This is a genomic window from Psychromonas sp. 14N.309.X.WAT.B.A12, assembly GCF_030397575.1.
Classification (GTDB): domain Bacteria; phylum Pseudomonadota; class Gammaproteobacteria; order Enterobacterales; family Psychromonadaceae; genus Psychromonas.
In genome coordinates, this window is the sequence record NZ_JAPNXS010000002.1 from 332,694 (window position 1) to 348,427 (window position 15,734).

Sequence of the window (15,734 nt, forward strand, 5' to 3'; positions counted from 1 at the left end):
GTCTTATATGACATGGAACGTCAAAGATTTTTGTCCAGAATTACTACCCAATGAAACCGTTTATAGTTGGGTAACGAGGTGGATTCAAGCTGTCCCCTTTCCTCAACTAAAAGAATCTACTCGTCTAGTAATAGGATCGAGTAACAAGCAACGAAATGCAATATTTCCAAGCTTCTTACCTATTCTTGAAGCACATTCAGGAAAAACCATAAAGAGCCTTATTGAAGGCCACACCATTATTCCATATTTTAAAAGTTTTTGTGAAGAAAAGTCATATAAATCAATAATAAAAGACATTTATAAAGGAGATTCGAGTAAAGTACATTTAAAATTACCATTTAATTCTGGTCGAATTTTTGCAAACCCAGATCTTCAAATATGCCCCATTTGTAGTGATAACGATATTCACCAATATGGTATTAACTACTTTCATGTCATACACCAGTTACCAGGTGTACAGGTATGCATCCATCACCGAGTAGAGTTACTCAAAATCAAACGAATACCTTGCGCATTGAACAGACCGCCTATACTTAAATACGGTAACAAAGACACGATAAAAAACAGCACTGAAACGCAGCTAAAACTAGCCCTTTTAAGCACTGAGTTATTAAACAATGACGACAATCTAACAGGCAGTATTAGTCAATATTATACGGCCCGCTTCATAGAGTTTAAACTAACGACAGATAGAGGGGGTATAGATCAAAAATTACTGTATGAAGTACTAAGATACTATTATCAGGACCACATGAAGAATAAGCTTTTTGACACTATATTCAGTTCAGATAATGTCCAACATGATCCACGCGACTTGCTTTGCAAAGGAAAAACGCATTTTCACCCATTAAAACACCTAATATTGATTGCTTTTTTATTCGATAATATCAAAGAGTTGGTGGATTATATTGCCGAGATTAAATCAATTAAGAATAAGCCTTTAATTATCCCTTACCCCCCAACAATGATAAATATTATTAACGCCCTAGTAACAGGCTTTAGTTTAAAGAAAATCAGTCAATCATCTGGTATGAGCGCATGTAAACTAAAACAGATCGCTATATCAAACCATATAACAATTAATCAGAGAGAAAAAACTATCTTTAGGGCGGAGAAGAAATCAATAAAGTCAATGCTTAAAAGAGGCAAGAAAACAAACGATATAGCGGCAAAAATACCCTGTTCAATCGATGTTGTAACAAAAATACTAGACCAATCCCCTAAAATACAAGCGCAAAGAAATGAATATTTATTTACCCGTAAACGTGCTGCCGCTCGCTTACGATTAATCACGACAATGAGAGTAATGGAAAAAGAACTTTTAACGCGTAATAACATCTATGCACAAGATACTAGGACTTACCGTTGGCTATTTAAACGAGATAGAGAATGGCTAGAAAAAATGCTTCCTAAAAGATACGCAAGAAAAAAGCATTAATAAACCACAAATATAAAGCGACGACATGAGTGTGGGCAGTATTCATCAATACTGTCCACACTCAAGCTTTGTGATAAATACAATAATCCTACGAATTTCGATCTAGTCAATATGGGAGTTTTTAAGATAAGACTGCTGGGTATTGTTAACAGGCCAATATAAACAGAGTAAAGCCATAGACACGATAATCACTGCATCTGTGATATGCACAGCTAAAAGTATCCATTAAAAATAAAAAGAGAGTATCAAAACCATAAAAAAACACTAAAATAAAAGATTAACTAATTGATACTTAACTTTAATTTAAGGCTACTGAGCAATGACAACCACCCACTTTTTCACACCGACTAACCTCATAGGAAAAGTATTAGGTTCCAAAGGCCTTAAATTTGATACTGACACCTTAGAAATACACGTTAGCAATGCATTATCAACAGTACACAACATCTCAAATACAATTGAATTTGTTGATTTAAAAACAAAATGGTACGGATCACAATTAACCATTACATGTGCTGATAAGCCTTACACATTTAATTTCCTTAAACAAACACAAGCTCAACGGTTAGTGAATGAGCTTAATACCCACATTATAGCCAACCTACAGCTATATATAGAAAGTGCTGTTAATAAATGGGAATACCAAGTATTCACACGTTATCCCAGACAAAGTCAGTTTGAAGAGTTATCTCATATTTGTGAGATATTTAACAAAGGGGTAAACCAAAAGAAGCATCCTTGGTCTGACTATATTAATTCAGAAAAAATGACGACCATAAACGCCATTAGCCAGTGTTACCCATTACAATACCAAACTCTTCAACAGCAACATGAAACGATACAGCTACAAGAAAGGGCTGATTTTTTTGATCGTGTTGAATCGAACCCTCTCACGCTGGACCAACGAAAAGGGGTATTACGCTCCGATGATTTAAATATGGTATTAGCGGCCGCTGGTACCGGTAAAACATCGGTAATGGTCGCTAAAGCATTAGATTTAATCGATAGAGGGCTAGCGGAGCCAGATGAAATATTAATCCTGGCATACAATAAAGCAGCAGCTAATGAGTTAAAAGAACGATTACAAGATAAAGCCAGTAGAAGTGACATATCCCTTCATAAAACCCCTCACATCTCTACCTTTCACTCGTTAGGTCGACAGATCCTAAAAGAAGCTGGTATCTCAACTTACATGAGCATCTTCGTGGAAGATCCACTAAAACTGCAACAATGGATCACAGAATGGTTACACCAATATATAACACAAGATATTAGTCGATTAGTTGATTTTATCAGTTTAACACCTGAGCCTGTTGATCCATTTAGTATCAACACACAGGCAGAATATGAAGCGTATCTCAGAGATAATGAGTTGCGTACATTGAATGGCGAATTAGTAAAAGGCTATCAAGAATTAATTATTGCTAACTTCCTCTACCTAAATGGTGTTCCTTATACTTATGAAGCGCGTTATGTCAGTAAACGCCGTATTGAAGTCGGTTTTGATTACACGCCAGATTTCCACTTGGATGAAACGGATATTTACATCGAACATTTTGGCATCGATAGAGCGGGTAAAACGCGCCCAGATATTGATGCAATCCAATATAATGAAGAGATGGAAAGCAAACGCGCATTGCATATTGAGTGTGGAACGACCCTAGTGGAAAGCTTTCATTATGAATGGGTAGAAGAAACACTCACGTCGGGATTAGAAAAGCAACTAAAAGAACTCAATATTGAATTCAACCCTATTAATAGTGAAGCTCTATTTGAGCAATTAAAAGAGTCAGGAAAAATAGCGAATTGGAGTGAACTCTTATTAAAAGCATTAGCGTCTATAAGGGTTGAGAGATTAGATGCAGAAGGGATGTTCGAGCGATTTACTAAGTTAGGAATAGCTCAACCGCAAAAATATACCTCATTATTAGATGCCTTACATGTCAGCTATGTTCAACAGCTTCAAGAGCAAGATGCTATTGACTTTGACGATATGATCATACGCAGCATTGAATCCATAAACACGGGGTTATTTGCTCCTAAATGGAGCTATGTACTTGTTGACGAGTTTCAAGATATCTCAACCTCTCGCATCGATTTAGTGAAATCTATCGTTAAACATGGACCTACTCCTTCTCTTACCGTTGTGGGAGATGACTGGCAGTCTATTTATCGCTTCTCAGGTGGTAAACTTGAATTAACCACCAGGTTTGGTGAATTAGTTGGCCCTTTTACGGAAACCAAGCTACAAAAAACTTTCCGATATAACAATAGTATTGCAGATACCGCAGGTATGTTCATTATGGAGAACCCAGAGCAAAATAAGAAATATATCGAAACCCATACCCAAACCGAGACACCGCAAGTCTACCTACTCGATGATAAACTCAATACTAAGGATGGCTTGTACCAACGCGTTGTTGAAGTGATCACTAAAATTAAAGCAAAGGATCAAGAAGGAAGTATTGCAGTAATTGGGCGTTATAATTATTTACTTAATGAAAGCAAATCGGCGGTGTCGCAAGCAAACTTAAATGATAATGTCGCATTTTGGAGCTTCCATAAATCCAAGGGTTTGGAAGCTGATTACTGTATTTTAATTGGCTTTTCTCAGGGTAAATTAGGGTTTCCAAATGACAATAAAGATCAAATTGTCATTGAAGCATTATTGCCTATGCTAGATGAGTTCCCTCATTCAGAAGAAAGACGCTTATTTTACGTTGGGCTTACACGCGCGAAAAAGAAATTGTATATCATTGGTGATCCAAGCTCTCCCTCTTCATTTATCATTGAGTTACTTGCGCCGAAATATAACATTAATATCCACTCTAAAGCCTTCCAAGAGACATACCGTAAAATATTTAAGTGTACTAACTGTGAAGCAGGTTACTTGAAATTAGTGAACGGGAAATTTGGTTCATTCTATGCCTGCAGCACAGGCAAAGGCTGTAAAGTCGGTAAAGCCAGGGTTTGCTCTGCATGTGGGGCGCCCTCTATCGATAAATTGCATGCGAGCGAATGTAATAATCAAGCATGTAATCACGCGATGAAGATTTGCGAAAAATGCGGAAGGCCAATGAAGCTTCGCTCAGGTAAATATGGCGAGTTTTGGGGCTGTACTGGCTATGGTATTAAAGATGACCAGTGCAAACACACGGCGAAGCAATAACCTCATAACAGTTAAGCCATATCAGGGGAATAAAGCCTAAAAACCCCCTGTTCATTGCCATATTAAAGCGAAAGTGAAATCGTGAGGTTAAGCCATTATCCAAAGGCTAAAACCGTTGTAAACTTTCACTTGATTAAATGCCTAGTATCGCGCTGTTAGCACTTAAAAATAACAGTTATCCACCAATATGGTCATGAAGCTTTCATTTTCTAGCAAAAAATTAGCTATTTAACATAAGCAGTAATTTTGTGAAGATCACTTATAGGTTTTTATTAGTGTGAGTTTAAAATGTCAAAGCGATATTTACTATCATTGTTGTAGTTCAACATATTTACATAGATATACATTACTACAAAACACTTCTGAAAGTTATATTACAATGACTATATTTACAGATAAAGTTGATTGTTTTATAGAAAATAGATATTGTTCTGACCTATTTAGATTCGGAATATTAAGTTATGAAATATAAAATTTTACAGAAGACAACAGTTACATTAGCCGTTGATATTATGAGTGAAAGAGCAGATGAAGAAACCAAACAATTGCAAGAACAGGGGTATAAAATAGTATGTTATGAGTTAGAAGCCCAATCAGCTTCGGAGGCAATTGATAAATGGGATTTACAAAATCAAATAAAATCAGATAATGCGAAAGTAAATACTAAAGTGTATAAACCAGATTACGAATCAAATTATAATGTTGCTCAATTGGTTACTACCATATTAAGTTTTATAGGTTGGTGTACAGTTATTGTCGGTGTAATTATAATTTTTGTTGGATTCGGAAGCATGGCTGGGCGCTATAACCCCAATTTTTTTCAAGTAATAATAGCAATGACACCTGGCTTTATAACAATAATGACAGGGCTTTTCTCAGTCGCATGCGCACAATTTTTGAAAGCCACTGTCGATAATGCAGACCAAACTTATCAAATACTTAAACATTTAAAATTAAAATAAACTAGATTAATTCAGCGGGACACATAATAGTTTTTACAGAGTTAGGACTTTTTATATTAACAATAATACCTATTATATGCACAACTTCGATGCTACCAGAAATGGTAGCCTTTTTAGTGTTTAGCAGTAAATATTCTCTGGCTTATTCTGTCCCTTATCGAGCTAGAGCAGCCCCCCGCCGTAGCCCCATTTCAAGTAAATCATCTAGCTATATCAATACAAATAAAATACTTGTAAGCCTCAGGTAAACCACCAAAAAACATTCATATAAGATTATTCCAATCATTTTTTCAACAAAAATACCATATTTGAATTACAATCAAATTAAAGAATCATAAAAGAAACATTTTTCATTAAAAATAATAAAAACAATCATATTTGAAACTTTTAAGTTCATATATTTCATATATGAACTATTATTGATAATTATAATAAAAAGGAAGCTTTTATGAACGACAATTCAATTATCAAAATGCGACATGAAATTGATGAACTATATAGTATGTTAGCTAAAACAGTCGATGAGCTAGAGACAAGAATCATTAATCCAAATGATGGTCTAGACCTCAATGACATGAATGCATTAGCAAAGCTGATGAGTAATAAACGTAAAGAAATTGGAATATCAATGGAAGATTTAGAGCTTCAAACTAACCTTTCATATTCAACTTTGAACCGCATATTCTCTAATCCTTCTAACACCAGTTTTTCAAGTGTAATTATGGTATTAAAAGAGCTAGGTATAAAGTCATGGGCAGAAAAGTAAATGTTTTTATGTTTGATATATTGGTAGGTACGCTAGAAGAAAAAGCTAATAAATATGTTTTTGCTTATGATTCTGACTACAAAGGAAAGCCTATATCTCTAAGCATCCCTAATTCAACTCCAATCCACGAAAGCAAGGATTTACATCCATACTTTATGAGTCTGGTTCCAGAAGGCTGGCTAAAGAAAAGGTATTCAGAAATACAGAGAATTGATGAAAGAGACTCATTTGGTTTTTTGATAGAGAATGGTGCTGACTTAATAGGAGCCATCTCAATCGAATCAATAATCACGTAATCCATAACCCAATACATAAATGCAACTAAAAGCTTAAGAGAAACCAATGAACCTCGATAGATGTCTAATTACATTAGAGCCGCTTAAAGGAAAAAAGGAGCTATCTAAAGGGTATACAAGCAAAGGCATTAAATACCTTACAGGCAGTAGCCAAACAAGCGTTACATTACCTTTCACTCGAAGCCAATTTATACAAGTTGGGCCTATCAACCAAAAAGGTATGAGTATTTCAGGATACCAACCAAAGTTATTAATGGGTATCGACAATAATGAGTTTAAAGTTTTAAAAAATCACTCTACTTACATTCTTAAGGCTTCTCCAGAGCAATTCCCAATGCTTGCAGAAAATGAGCATGCAATAATGCTTGTGATGAAAAAACTAGGTTTTGAAGTACCACCATTCGGTCTTATTGCATTTTTAAAAGAGAGAAGTGAGGAGTCTGTAGAATATGCTTTTATTATTAAACGCTACGATAGAGTTAACGCATTAGAAAAAATCCACCAAGAGCAATTAGACGGCTCAATGAACATATCTAACAAATATGGGGATATAAATGGTGTTTCAAAAATTAGCTATGAACAAGTATGTAACTTTTTAATTAAAAATATTGATTCAAGCTTAAAATTCAAACAAGACCTTTTCTTAAGGATAGTCTATGCCTATGTGTTAGGAAACAATGACCTACACTTACGTAATTTTGGAATATTAGTGCCTAAAATTGGACGAGAAAGCTTAGCTCCTGTTTATGACTATGTATCAAGCATTCCTTATTTTGAAGGGGCCTCGCTAGCTTTCCTCTTATTTACTACAGAGGAAAATGAAAAAGCCTTACCTGATGCAATTAATACTAAGCATGTCCCTTATAAAGGATATGATTTTATCTTATTTGCCAAGTTGATTGGAATTAGTGAAAAAATGGCATTAAAACTACTTTTCGATGCAACCAACAAGAAGGCATCAATCATCCTAGATACCATTAATGTTAGCTACATGAAAGATGAACATAAAAGTAAAGTGATAGCTTATACAAAGCTAAAGTTAAAAGCTCTTACAGAAACGATACGAAAAACATAATTCTAAATATATGACTGACCCACTAATATTAAGCTATACTCAATCTAGTATATTTAAGGCGTTACGTATTATTTTTTTATTAATACCAACTCTCTGTGACTCATTAAAATTACCTATTTTGTCACAAACTTAATTAAAATAATCATTGCTATAAAGTATCGACATTTCTAATTTGTCACAAACTTAATTCAATATTCTTACTTTCTGAGGTCAGGAAAACTTTACCCCTTTGTCACAAACTTAATTAAGAATCATCACTTGTGTTAAGTATTAATTAAGTTTGTGACAATTTTAATTAAGTTTGTGACTTTAATTAAGTTTGTGACAAATCTTAGTTCCAAATAAAAAATAGGCAAACATTATGTGGTTACCTATTTTAAATGTTCATTTGTGTAACTTTCTAACTATAAAAGGTTTTGTGATTGTCTATCAATCAAAGTGACATAACTCATGTTTTAATTCTCAGTAAGTAACAACATCACTTTCGCCCCCAAAGCGAGATAGAAAACTGACTTGACGCTTAAACTCTTGTTATGTGCCAGAACTCCCTTCTGGGGTTTCAATATATGGTGTGTAGTTAAACTCCTCGAATTCTACTTTAAAGGCTAGTTCGCTTCTTTTACCACGATATAATTTCACATGAGGGTTCTGGCCTTTAAGAACTAAACATATTATTTCTAACATTTCAAAAGGCATATTAGGCCCGAAATAGACACCAGTTAAAATTTCAGGGGGGTATGTGTAAGCAGTTCCTGCATCACTATGAATGACTCTCCATTCTTTCTCGTAAGCCCAAGATTTTGACTTTGTACAAAACAAGTTCATCATTTCATCTCGATCACCATCTGCATAAATACTTTTAATATTTAACAACGGGATGTTTTCTACATAGTCTACTTTTCTAGCTCTCTCGAATAATTCGTGATTAGTAGAGAACTCAAGACAAAAGCCAGTGTATTTATCTGCGTAATGTGCCCACATTAAGAGTTCATCGCTTACTTCCGAAAAACAAGATACACCTCTACTGCGGATGAAATTGTCAATTATTTGCTCACTAGCATCTTTTGCAGTTCGAAATAGTCCTGGTTTTAATTCTTTTAATGAGGCTTTATCAAGTTTTTCTTTGACTTCTTTAGGGCAATCCTTAGCCAAATAAACTTCACGCAAGCTCTCTATTTCAGAATCAGTCGGTTCTGCTATCTGCGCTTTTAGAGCACAATCGTAAGGATCATTAAAGCCGGAAGGAGGTGCAAAATAAACTGTTTGTGATTTAAGGTTTACTAAGGACTGAACCGAAACAGATTCATATTTATATAATTTTTTTGGAATATTCAACACAGCCTCCATGGCACATAACGCCCTGCTCACTGGCGCTCGGGATTGACGCTGTTTTTGAGTCTTTTTCAAAAACCGTGCCGAGACCAAAGCGTCCAGTGGAGCAGCTTGTTATACGTTTATTTCTTTGCGTCATCTGTTTTGCTAGAAGACGAATCCTCACTTGATTGTGACGGTGAGTCGTTACTGGTTGGACGCATTCTAGATGCCCCATTTAGGCTTTTCTTTTCAGTATTGTCATTCTGTTTAACCATTCTTTCAATTTTATTACTCATTCGATATTCCTTTTCTCTTGATTTTTCTATGCTTGAAAATACACCAACTAACAATGTAAAAATGACTCCCAAAACAAATGAAAACACAGCTGTTTTGTCAAGTACATCTAATAAAACATCGTTAGTGTCATTACCAGCGACAACACTCTCTAAATAACCTGAATTACGCGAAAAAATACATAAAACAGACACTATGCATACTAAGAAAAAAAACAAAGCTAATGCATACATTATTGCTGTAAATGAAGTGTTACTACCAACCGTAGTTAAAAGCGTAACTAATAAACCAATGCCTGCGGATGATAAACTAAGCAAATGCTTGTCTTTTTCAAACCTTGTTGTATACCAAGCACTCAATGTATTTGAGTAGAATGCTAATTTTTTTTGGTTTTCTAACTCTTTATCACTTGCGTCCATTTATTGGAAACCCTCGAGTTTATGGCAACGTATAACGAGGCTGTAGAATTTCTCATTTTCAGCCCGATTATTTAAAATAAAAAACACATTAATTCATATTTAATTGAGATTCCAATAGATAATTCGGATTTTCAATAAATGATTGATTAATTTGAGCTGTAGAGGCGTTTATGAAGGTAATTAGACTGCATTATTGAGGCTAAAGGGCTTTGCCCTTGGCTTAATGTAAACTATTCCTTAACTTCTCTATATTATGAACAAGACAATACATTTTCCATTGTGCATTCACTTTATCTTGGCCGCGCAGCGTGAATTTATTCATGCCTTTATTAACCGTAATATTACCAAATACGGGTTCAATGGCACCTAATCGTTTACTGTATTGCGTCGTCCTATTGGACTATCTATCTTAACTTTCATTTTGTCGCCATAGCTTAGCTTTTTCCGTGAGTCATTATTTTTAAATTGGACTTGTCTTCCCCTATCCTTCGGTGGTTTACGCATGCATTGCTGTTGTAAAGCGCATACCTTACAGTCTTTTAAATAACCACAGAATCTTGTGTATTGTTGCTTGTGACTCTTTACATTTATCCCACTTCGCCACATTTCATTACCTGCTGGGCAATGACAGATTTGTGTTGTTTCATCATAATGAAAGTCATATGAGGTGAATAATCTTGGTTTACCTTTACTGCGTTTTAACCGTCGTTTTTCTTGCTCTGTTTCATACGTTTCACTCTCCTTAAATAGTGGATTACGCTTTCTAAATTGATTGTCCGCGATATAACTATCGAATCCACTTTTTGCCATAAATTCCAAATTAGCTTCACTGTTAAAACCACTGTCAGCTGTGAATTTTATTGTGCGTTCGTTTAATTGTTTTGCTGTTGTGAGCTTATCGAGTTGTTGTTTTAATTGAGTAACGGCCGGCGCTAAAGTTTGTTGTTCGCCCACAGAGCCCCAGGTTTGTGCTTGCAATATTATTTGGTGTTTGTCGTCATTAATAGCAATCCCATTGTAGCCTTGTATGGTGCCTTTACTTGTTGTCATTTTTGCGCTGTCTGGGTCTGTTATATTGCTTTTAACTTCCTTACCTTTACTGCCTGTTTTTTCTTGATGTGTGGCGAGATATTCTGTAATTTTTTCTGCACTTTTATCAAGTTTCGCTTTCTGTTTTAAATCATGCGCCACTTCATCTTCGCCTAAATTATCTTGTGCTTGATGACGCTCAAGTATTCGCTGGCTGGCTCTGCGTAACTTGGCTTGCTTTCGCTCAAGTTCGCAAAATGTGCCACTCCATTCTTTGCTAGCGTTTGATCTTATTTTACATCCATCAATGGCAAACATGTTTCGGCCAATCAACCCTTCACGGTCGCATATCATTAATACTTGAGTAAATAGTGGTTCAATTTGGTCTTTCATTTTAGCGACAAAACTGGCAATTGAAGTGTAATGTGGTTGTACGTCACCCGATAAACTCATGAAGGTAATATTGGTTTCACATGCATTTGCAATGCGACGACTGCTGACCAAGCCTCGTGAATAACCAAACAAGATTATTTTAAGCATAACTGAAGGAGGATAAGCAGCCGCGCCATTTTTATCGTTGCTGTACCATTTATCAAAAGTACTTAAATCAAGGTGTTTGTCGACGATATGAGAAAGTGCGTATTCAAAAGTACCGGGGATAATTTGCTGTGCAAAATCAATCGGAATGAATTTACTTTGGCAAGATAAGTCAGGTTTGTAGTTGGCCATCACATTTAACTCTGAGCGAATAATAACTATTAGATCACAGAGGGACTGCTCAATCAAGGTTGTTTTTTGTACAATTAGAGATTATGAAAAAAGAACGTAAAAACGTTCTTTTCGGAGAAATTCTACAGCCTCAACGCCTCGCTAAGAGGCAAATAATTGTTGGCTAAAATGGCGACGCAGGAGCAAACAGCCAACTGTTATTTGTCCTTTTGAGTGCCTTGTTAGCTTTACCTTACACTTTAGTTTCATTTAATTTCCATGAATGAACGTCCGGTTCACAACGATTAAGTGCTATACCGCGACCGCGGCAAATCTCTTTAAAATTAGCGAACTCACTTTCAGTAGTTATTTTTGTGCGAGAGATGTTTTTATAAACATGCCTTCCCAAGTATACATTTACAATTGAATCTTTTGGTAACTGCAGGCAGTAAATAGGACGACCTAAACACTTAGGATTTTTTTGAATCCAGTCACCTGAAACATTTGAAAACGCTCCACCTTCGGAGTCATAACCATATGGAGAGTCCACTAAACGTTTTACAACTCTGACTTCTTCCTCGTAGCTCCACTCAGAAGATTTATATAAAAATGCACGTTTAGTTATGTTGTAAAAGTCGGAATTAAAGCCAGTTGCATCTTTACCTATATTCATTAGTTCTTCTGTAGAATTCTCAAAATTCACAGATTTAGGTTTACTGGCAGTATAAATAACTTCTCCGTATTGAGCAGGAATGATCGAACTTTGAGTGCAAGTAAGACCTGCTTTTTCAACATCAATACCGATAGCCACACCTTGGTGAGAATCACCATAGTGCGCCCACATTAATGGGTTTAATGGTTCTCTAGTTAATGAAAGTAAAGCGTAGTTTCGAGAGAAACGATTTCGGTATGCATTTGTAACCATACTTGCTGACATTTCTCCATCAGAGAAACCTAGCGCAGTACATTCAAAAGGATCGTTCAAATCTTCGATACAAGAAAAGGCAATTGAGTTATTTTCAATAATATCTAATGCCGTTTTAAAACTTACGTATTTATATAAGACCACTCAACTATCCAATGTAAAGCTAACACTCAGTTAACCGGAGCGTAGGTTGATATTGTTTTTGCGCCTTTTGTTCTTTTGCAAAAACAATGGCAACCGTTTACGCTTCAGCGTTAAACTGCTTGTTAGCTTTCAGGTTTCACTCTAGACTTTCTCAAAGTTGCTGTATGGTAATAACCGCCAGAATAAGAACGGCTCAACGTTACAAAAAGACCACAAGTAACAATACTGATCGTTATTACAGATATATAAAACCAATTAACGGTTGCTTCGTAACTAAAACTTGGGAGTGAGTACCAAAGTAACAACACCCATAACACAGTAATATATAAACTTATGAGTTGATTAATTTTTGAAACTGATAATGCAGAAGGTCCAGTAAATAAATTCACTAATTTATGTTTTTTTCAGTAGAAGCATTTCTTGATAACACCACTTTATAAAGAGGTCCTGTCACCTCATCTTCCAATACGTCAACGTGCTTTTCCCAATTTTCTTGCCAGTATTTACTACCTCTATTAACGCAAAACCAAGCGAACGAAAATACAATACCAAGACAACTAAGAATTACTGATAGGTCAACCTTATTCACAACAGATGAAGCCTGAACTGCAAAGAAACCAGCCAAAGTTGCACCAATAAAAGTCCAAAAGTATGTTGCTCTTTTCCAATATAATTCAATTTCAAACTTTCTAATATCAAGCGCCTGATGAAGTGCTTCTGTTTCTTTCCCCTCAAATAACTCTTTGTATTTTTCGGGTGTTACTGAATCTGTAGAAATCATATAAGTACTCTATGAATGAAAGCTAACAGTATATTATCCATAATTCACGATAGTAACGGATTATGAAATGAAATAAAAAATAACAAAACAATAATAATTAAATCATTACCTGTCAAAGCTTTATAATAAAATAGGTGGTTTTATTTTAAACATAAAATTTGTAGAAACTAACCATTGCGTCATACTCAACTCTCTTGCGCGGAGTATGACGCAATGCTTAAAACATTAAAGTTCACAGACCAATGAACTATAAAAAATAAGTATAGGAAGCGAGCCATTAAATGCTCACTTTCCACACAAAAAATTGCATTTTGATATAAAACTCACCATAACTGCATAAACAAACAGCTGTGGTGAGGTGTTTTTATGATTACCAAATTCCCTTTTTTACAATCTCTTCGAGATGTAATTCGAACAAAACGATATGGCCTACAAATAGAGAAAAGTTATTAATATTGGGTAAAGTTTTTTATTACTTTTAATAATAAAATGCATCCTAAAGAAATGGGCGCAGCGGAAATAAATCATTTCTTGACCCATTTAACGGTAAATAGAGGCGTTAGTGCTGCAACACAAAATCAAGCGTTATGCGCTTTAGTGTTCATGTACAAACATATTTTGTCACAAACTTAATTAAATATTCCTGCTTTCTGAGGCCAGGAAAGCTTTACCCTTTGTCACAAACTTAATTAACAATCATCATCTTTAATTTAAATTTAGGTGTTTTTGATTATTTATAAAGCTAATTTATTTTGGTTCAATCGTCACTAGGTATTGTTTTACCGATATAAATGAGGCTATTAATCCTAATAAAGCACCTATAATCAATAGCATAATAGACTCATTAAAGGTTAATGAGATGATGTCAAACTTAGCTTTGTACAAGCCAGTTAAATTTTCCACCCCTGACTCTAACCAAATCACCATAATCAAAGAGAATAACCACGCAATAACACCACCTAAAAAACCATACCATGCACCAATATAAAGGTAAGGTAACTGTATAAAGCGATTTGTTGCTCCGACTAGTTTTAACACCTCTATCTCAGCGCGCTGGTTTAAAATATTAAGACGAATGGTATTACTCACAATCAACAATACTGACAGTAATAATAAGGTCGCAATGGCGATAACAATATCTACAACTAAGTAAAAAATAGCCTGCAGTTTCTCAATCCAATCGATATCGACACGTACTAAATCTATATCTTGTTCTCGTTCTAAATTAGCCACCAGCAGTTTACTGCCTGCAGGGTTCATTGCCGACTCAACAGGAACTACGATTAATACTGCTGGTAACGGGTTTTCATCTAAATAATTAAGTGCCTTAGAAAAGCCAGACATCTCTTTAAATTCTTGTAAGGCTTGATGACGAGAAACATAAGTCACTGTTTCAATATTTTCATAGAGACCTAGCTTATTAATCAAAACTTGTATTTGCTCTTCAGATAAGTCTTTTTTCAAAAAAAGGCTAATTTCTGATGCGGTTTCCCACTGCCCACCAACACGATCAACATTTTTATAAACAACATGAAAAACGGTAGGTAATGACAATGCTAAACCTAAGACTAAAATAGTCATCAAAGTCGCAAATGGGGTATTCCACAACTCCATAAAGTTATGTACTAATTGATGTATATGCTGACTGATAGTGGCTTTCACACGTCCAAAAAATGAGACTTTATTAATTTTAGGAGAGCCTGATAATTTTCTTTTGCTTGCGCCCAAACTGTTACTCATATCAATCCCTTAATAAACCGTCATTAATCATATGACCTTCGCGTAAGGTCAAGGTGCGATAACGCATCTTAGCAATAAGCCCTAAATCATGGGTGGCAATCAACACTGACATTCCAAATTTATTCAACGATTCAAATAACGTTAAAATTTCTAAGGACAATTTAGGGTCTAAATTACCTGTTGGTTCATCTGCCAGTAATAATGGTGGTTGATTAATAATGGCACGTGCAATGCCTACACGCTGTTGCTCACCACCAGATAAGTTAATTGGAAAAGCATCTTCTTTTCCTAATAAACCGACTTTCTCTAAAGCAGCTAAACTACGGCGTTTAATTTCAAAGCGGCTATACCCTTCAATTAATAAAGGTAAGCCAACATTGTCTAATACAGTTCTATTCATTAGTAGACGATGATCTTGAAAAATCATACCAATATGGCGACGTAAGTAAGGAATATCATTACCTTTAATATGACTAATATCGTTACCGTTTAACACAATACGTCCCGTTGTTGGACGCTCCATTAAACTTACCAACTTCAATAATGTACTTTTACCTGAGCCAGAGTGACCAGTTAAAAATGCCATTTCACCTTGCTTTAAATGAAAGTTGACGGAATTTAATGCGATATGGTCATCACTATAAATTTTGCTGACTTCTTCAAATAATATCATC

Annotated in this window: 14 protein-coding genes and 1 pseudogene; 7 read left to right on the forward strand and 8 right to left on the reverse strand. The window is 35.2% G+C overall.

Annotated features, from left to right (window positions below):
- The first annotated feature begins 7 nt into the window (after positions 1–7).
- The 6 genes from OW492_RS04525 to OW492_RS04550 all read left to right on the forward strand — a co-directional run bounded on the left by OW492_RS04525 (position 8) and on the right by OW492_RS04550 (position 7,706).
- Complete coding sequence (locus tag OW492_RS04525; RefSeq protein ID WP_290038747.1) at positions 8–1,438, forward strand: TnsD family Tn7-like transposition protein; 1,431 nt, start codon at positions 8–10, stop codon at positions 1,436–1,438.
- A 319-nt stretch (positions 1,439–1,757) separates the two neighbouring features.
- Positions 1,758–4,607: a UvrD-helicase domain-containing protein gene (locus OW492_RS04530; RefSeq protein WP_290038748.1), complete on the forward strand. Its 2,850-nt coding sequence runs from the start codon at positions 1,758–1,760 to the stop codon at positions 4,605–4,607.
- A 461-nt stretch (positions 4,608–5,068) separates the two neighbouring features.
- Positions 5,069–5,569, forward strand: coding sequence for a hypothetical protein (locus tag OW492_RS04535; RefSeq protein ID WP_290038749.1), 501 nt, complete (start codon positions 5,069–5,071; stop codon positions 5,567–5,569).
- Between the two features lie 448 nt (positions 5,570–6,017).
- Positions 6,018–6,335 (forward strand): helix-turn-helix transcriptional regulator, encoded by a 318-nt coding sequence (locus OW492_RS04540; RefSeq protein ID WP_290038750.1) that lies wholly within the window; start codon positions 6,018–6,020, stop codon positions 6,333–6,335.
- Complete coding sequence (locus OW492_RS04545; protein WP_290038751.1) at positions 6,320–6,631, forward strand: HipA N-terminal domain-containing protein; 312 nt, start codon at positions 6,320–6,322, stop codon at positions 6,629–6,631. Before OW492_RS04540 ends, OW492_RS04545 begins: the two co-directional genes overlap by 16 nt.
- 46 nt (positions 6,632–6,677) lie before the next feature.
- Positions 6,678–7,706: a HipA domain-containing protein gene (locus tag OW492_RS04550; protein WP_290038752.1), complete on the forward strand. Its 1,029-nt coding sequence runs from the start codon at positions 6,678–6,680 to the stop codon at positions 7,704–7,706.
- A 531-nt stretch (positions 7,707–8,237) separates the two neighbouring features.
- Here OW492_RS04550 and OW492_RS04555 read toward each other — a convergent pair.
- The 6 genes from OW492_RS04555 to OW492_RS04580 all read right to left on the reverse strand — a co-directional run bounded on the left by OW492_RS04555 (position 8,238) and on the right by OW492_RS04580 (position 13,320).
- Entirely contained in the window at positions 8,238–9,113 is an 876-nt protein-coding gene (locus OW492_RS04555) for a DUF2971 domain-containing protein (protein ID WP_290038753.1), read from the reverse strand.
- A gap of 47 nt (positions 9,114–9,160) precedes the next feature.
- Positions 9,161–9,733, reverse strand: coding sequence for a hypothetical protein (locus OW492_RS04560; RefSeq protein WP_290038754.1), 573 nt, complete (start codon positions 9,731–9,733; stop codon positions 9,161–9,163).
- 220 nt (positions 9,734–9,953) lie between these two features.
- On the reverse strand, positions 9,954–10,094 hold the full coding sequence (locus OW492_RS04565) for a transposase (protein WP_354669219.1): 141 nt from the start codon (positions 10,092–10,094) through the stop codon (positions 9,954–9,956).
- A gap of 5 nt (positions 10,095–10,099) precedes the next feature.
- Positions 10,100–11,491: a transposase gene (locus OW492_RS04570; protein ID WP_290038755.1), complete on the reverse strand. Its 1,392-nt coding sequence runs from the start codon at positions 11,489–11,491 to the stop codon at positions 10,100–10,102.
- A gap of 232 nt (positions 11,492–11,723) precedes the next feature.
- Complete coding sequence (locus OW492_RS04575) at positions 11,724–12,539, reverse strand: DUF2971 domain-containing protein (RefSeq protein WP_290038756.1); 816 nt, start codon at positions 12,537–12,539, stop codon at positions 11,724–11,726.
- Between the two features lie 388 nt (positions 12,540–12,927).
- A complete protein-coding gene (locus OW492_RS04580; RefSeq protein WP_290038757.1) occupies positions 12,928–13,320 on the reverse strand; it encodes a hypothetical protein in 393 nt (130 codons plus the stop codon).
- A 465-nt stretch (positions 13,321–13,785) separates the two neighbouring features.
- Here OW492_RS04580 and OW492_RS04585 point away from each other — a divergent pair.
- Positions 13,786–13,953, forward strand: a pseudogene (locus OW492_RS04585) (site-specific integrase); the annotation flags it as partial.
- 114 nt (positions 13,954–14,067) lie between these two features.
- Here the strand turns inward: OW492_RS04585 and ftsX are convergent.
- Together ftsX and ftsE are read right to left on the reverse strand one after the other, a co-directional pair.
- A complete protein-coding gene (gene ftsX / locus OW492_RS04590) occupies positions 14,068–15,060 on the reverse strand; it encodes a permease-like cell division protein FtsX (protein WP_290038758.1) in 993 nt (330 codons plus the stop codon).
- A gap of 1 nt (position 15,061) precedes the next feature.
- Positions 15,062–15,733, reverse strand: a complete 672-nt coding sequence (gene ftsE / locus OW492_RS04595) for a cell division ATP-binding protein FtsE (protein ID WP_290038759.1) — start codon at positions 15,731–15,733, stop codon at positions 15,062–15,064.
- Position 15,734: the final 1 nt, after the last annotated feature.

What these genes read in the sequence shown, in the direction of transcription:
- OW492_RS04560 (WP_290038754.1), bottom strand. Translation starts at nt 9,733, where the DNA reads ATGGACGCAAGTGATAAAGAGTTAGAAAACCAAAAAAAATTAGCATTC.
- OW492_RS04580 (WP_290038757.1), bottom strand. Translation starts at nt 13,320, where the DNA reads ATGATTTCTACAGATTCAGTAACACCCGAAAAATACAAAGAGTTATTT.
- OW492_RS04525 (WP_290038747.1), top strand. Translation starts at nt 8, where the DNA reads ATGACATGGAACGTCAAAGATTTTTGTCCAGAATTACTACCCAATGAA.
- OW492_RS04535 (WP_290038749.1), top strand. Translation starts at nt 5,069, where the DNA reads ATGAAATATAAAATTTTACAGAAGACAACAGTTACATTAGCCGTTGAT.
- OW492_RS04570 (WP_290038755.1), bottom strand. Translation starts at nt 11,491, where the DNA reads ATGGCCAACTACAAACCTGACTTATCTTGCCAAAGTAAATTCATTCCG.
- OW492_RS04540 (WP_290038750.1), top strand. Translation starts at nt 6,018, where the DNA reads ATGAACGACAATTCAATTATCAAAATGCGACATGAAATTGATGAACTA.
- ftsX (WP_290038758.1), bottom strand. Translation starts at nt 15,060, where the DNA reads ATGAGTAACAGTTTGGGCGCAAGCAAAAGAAAATTATCAGGCTCTCCT.
- OW492_RS04545 (WP_290038751.1), top strand. Translation starts at nt 6,320, where the DNA reads ATGGGCAGAAAAGTAAATGTTTTTATGTTTGATATATTGGTAGGTACG.
- ftsE (WP_290038759.1), bottom strand. Translation starts at nt 15,733, where the DNA reads ATGATATTATTTGAAGAAGTCAGCAAAATTTATAGTGATGACCATATC.
- OW492_RS04550 (WP_290038752.1), top strand. Translation starts at nt 6,678, where the DNA reads ATGAACCTCGATAGATGTCTAATTACATTAGAGCCGCTTAAAGGAAAA.
- OW492_RS04530 (WP_290038748.1), top strand. Translation starts at nt 1,758, where the DNA reads ATGACAACCACCCACTTTTTCACACCGACTAACCTCATAGGAAAAGTA.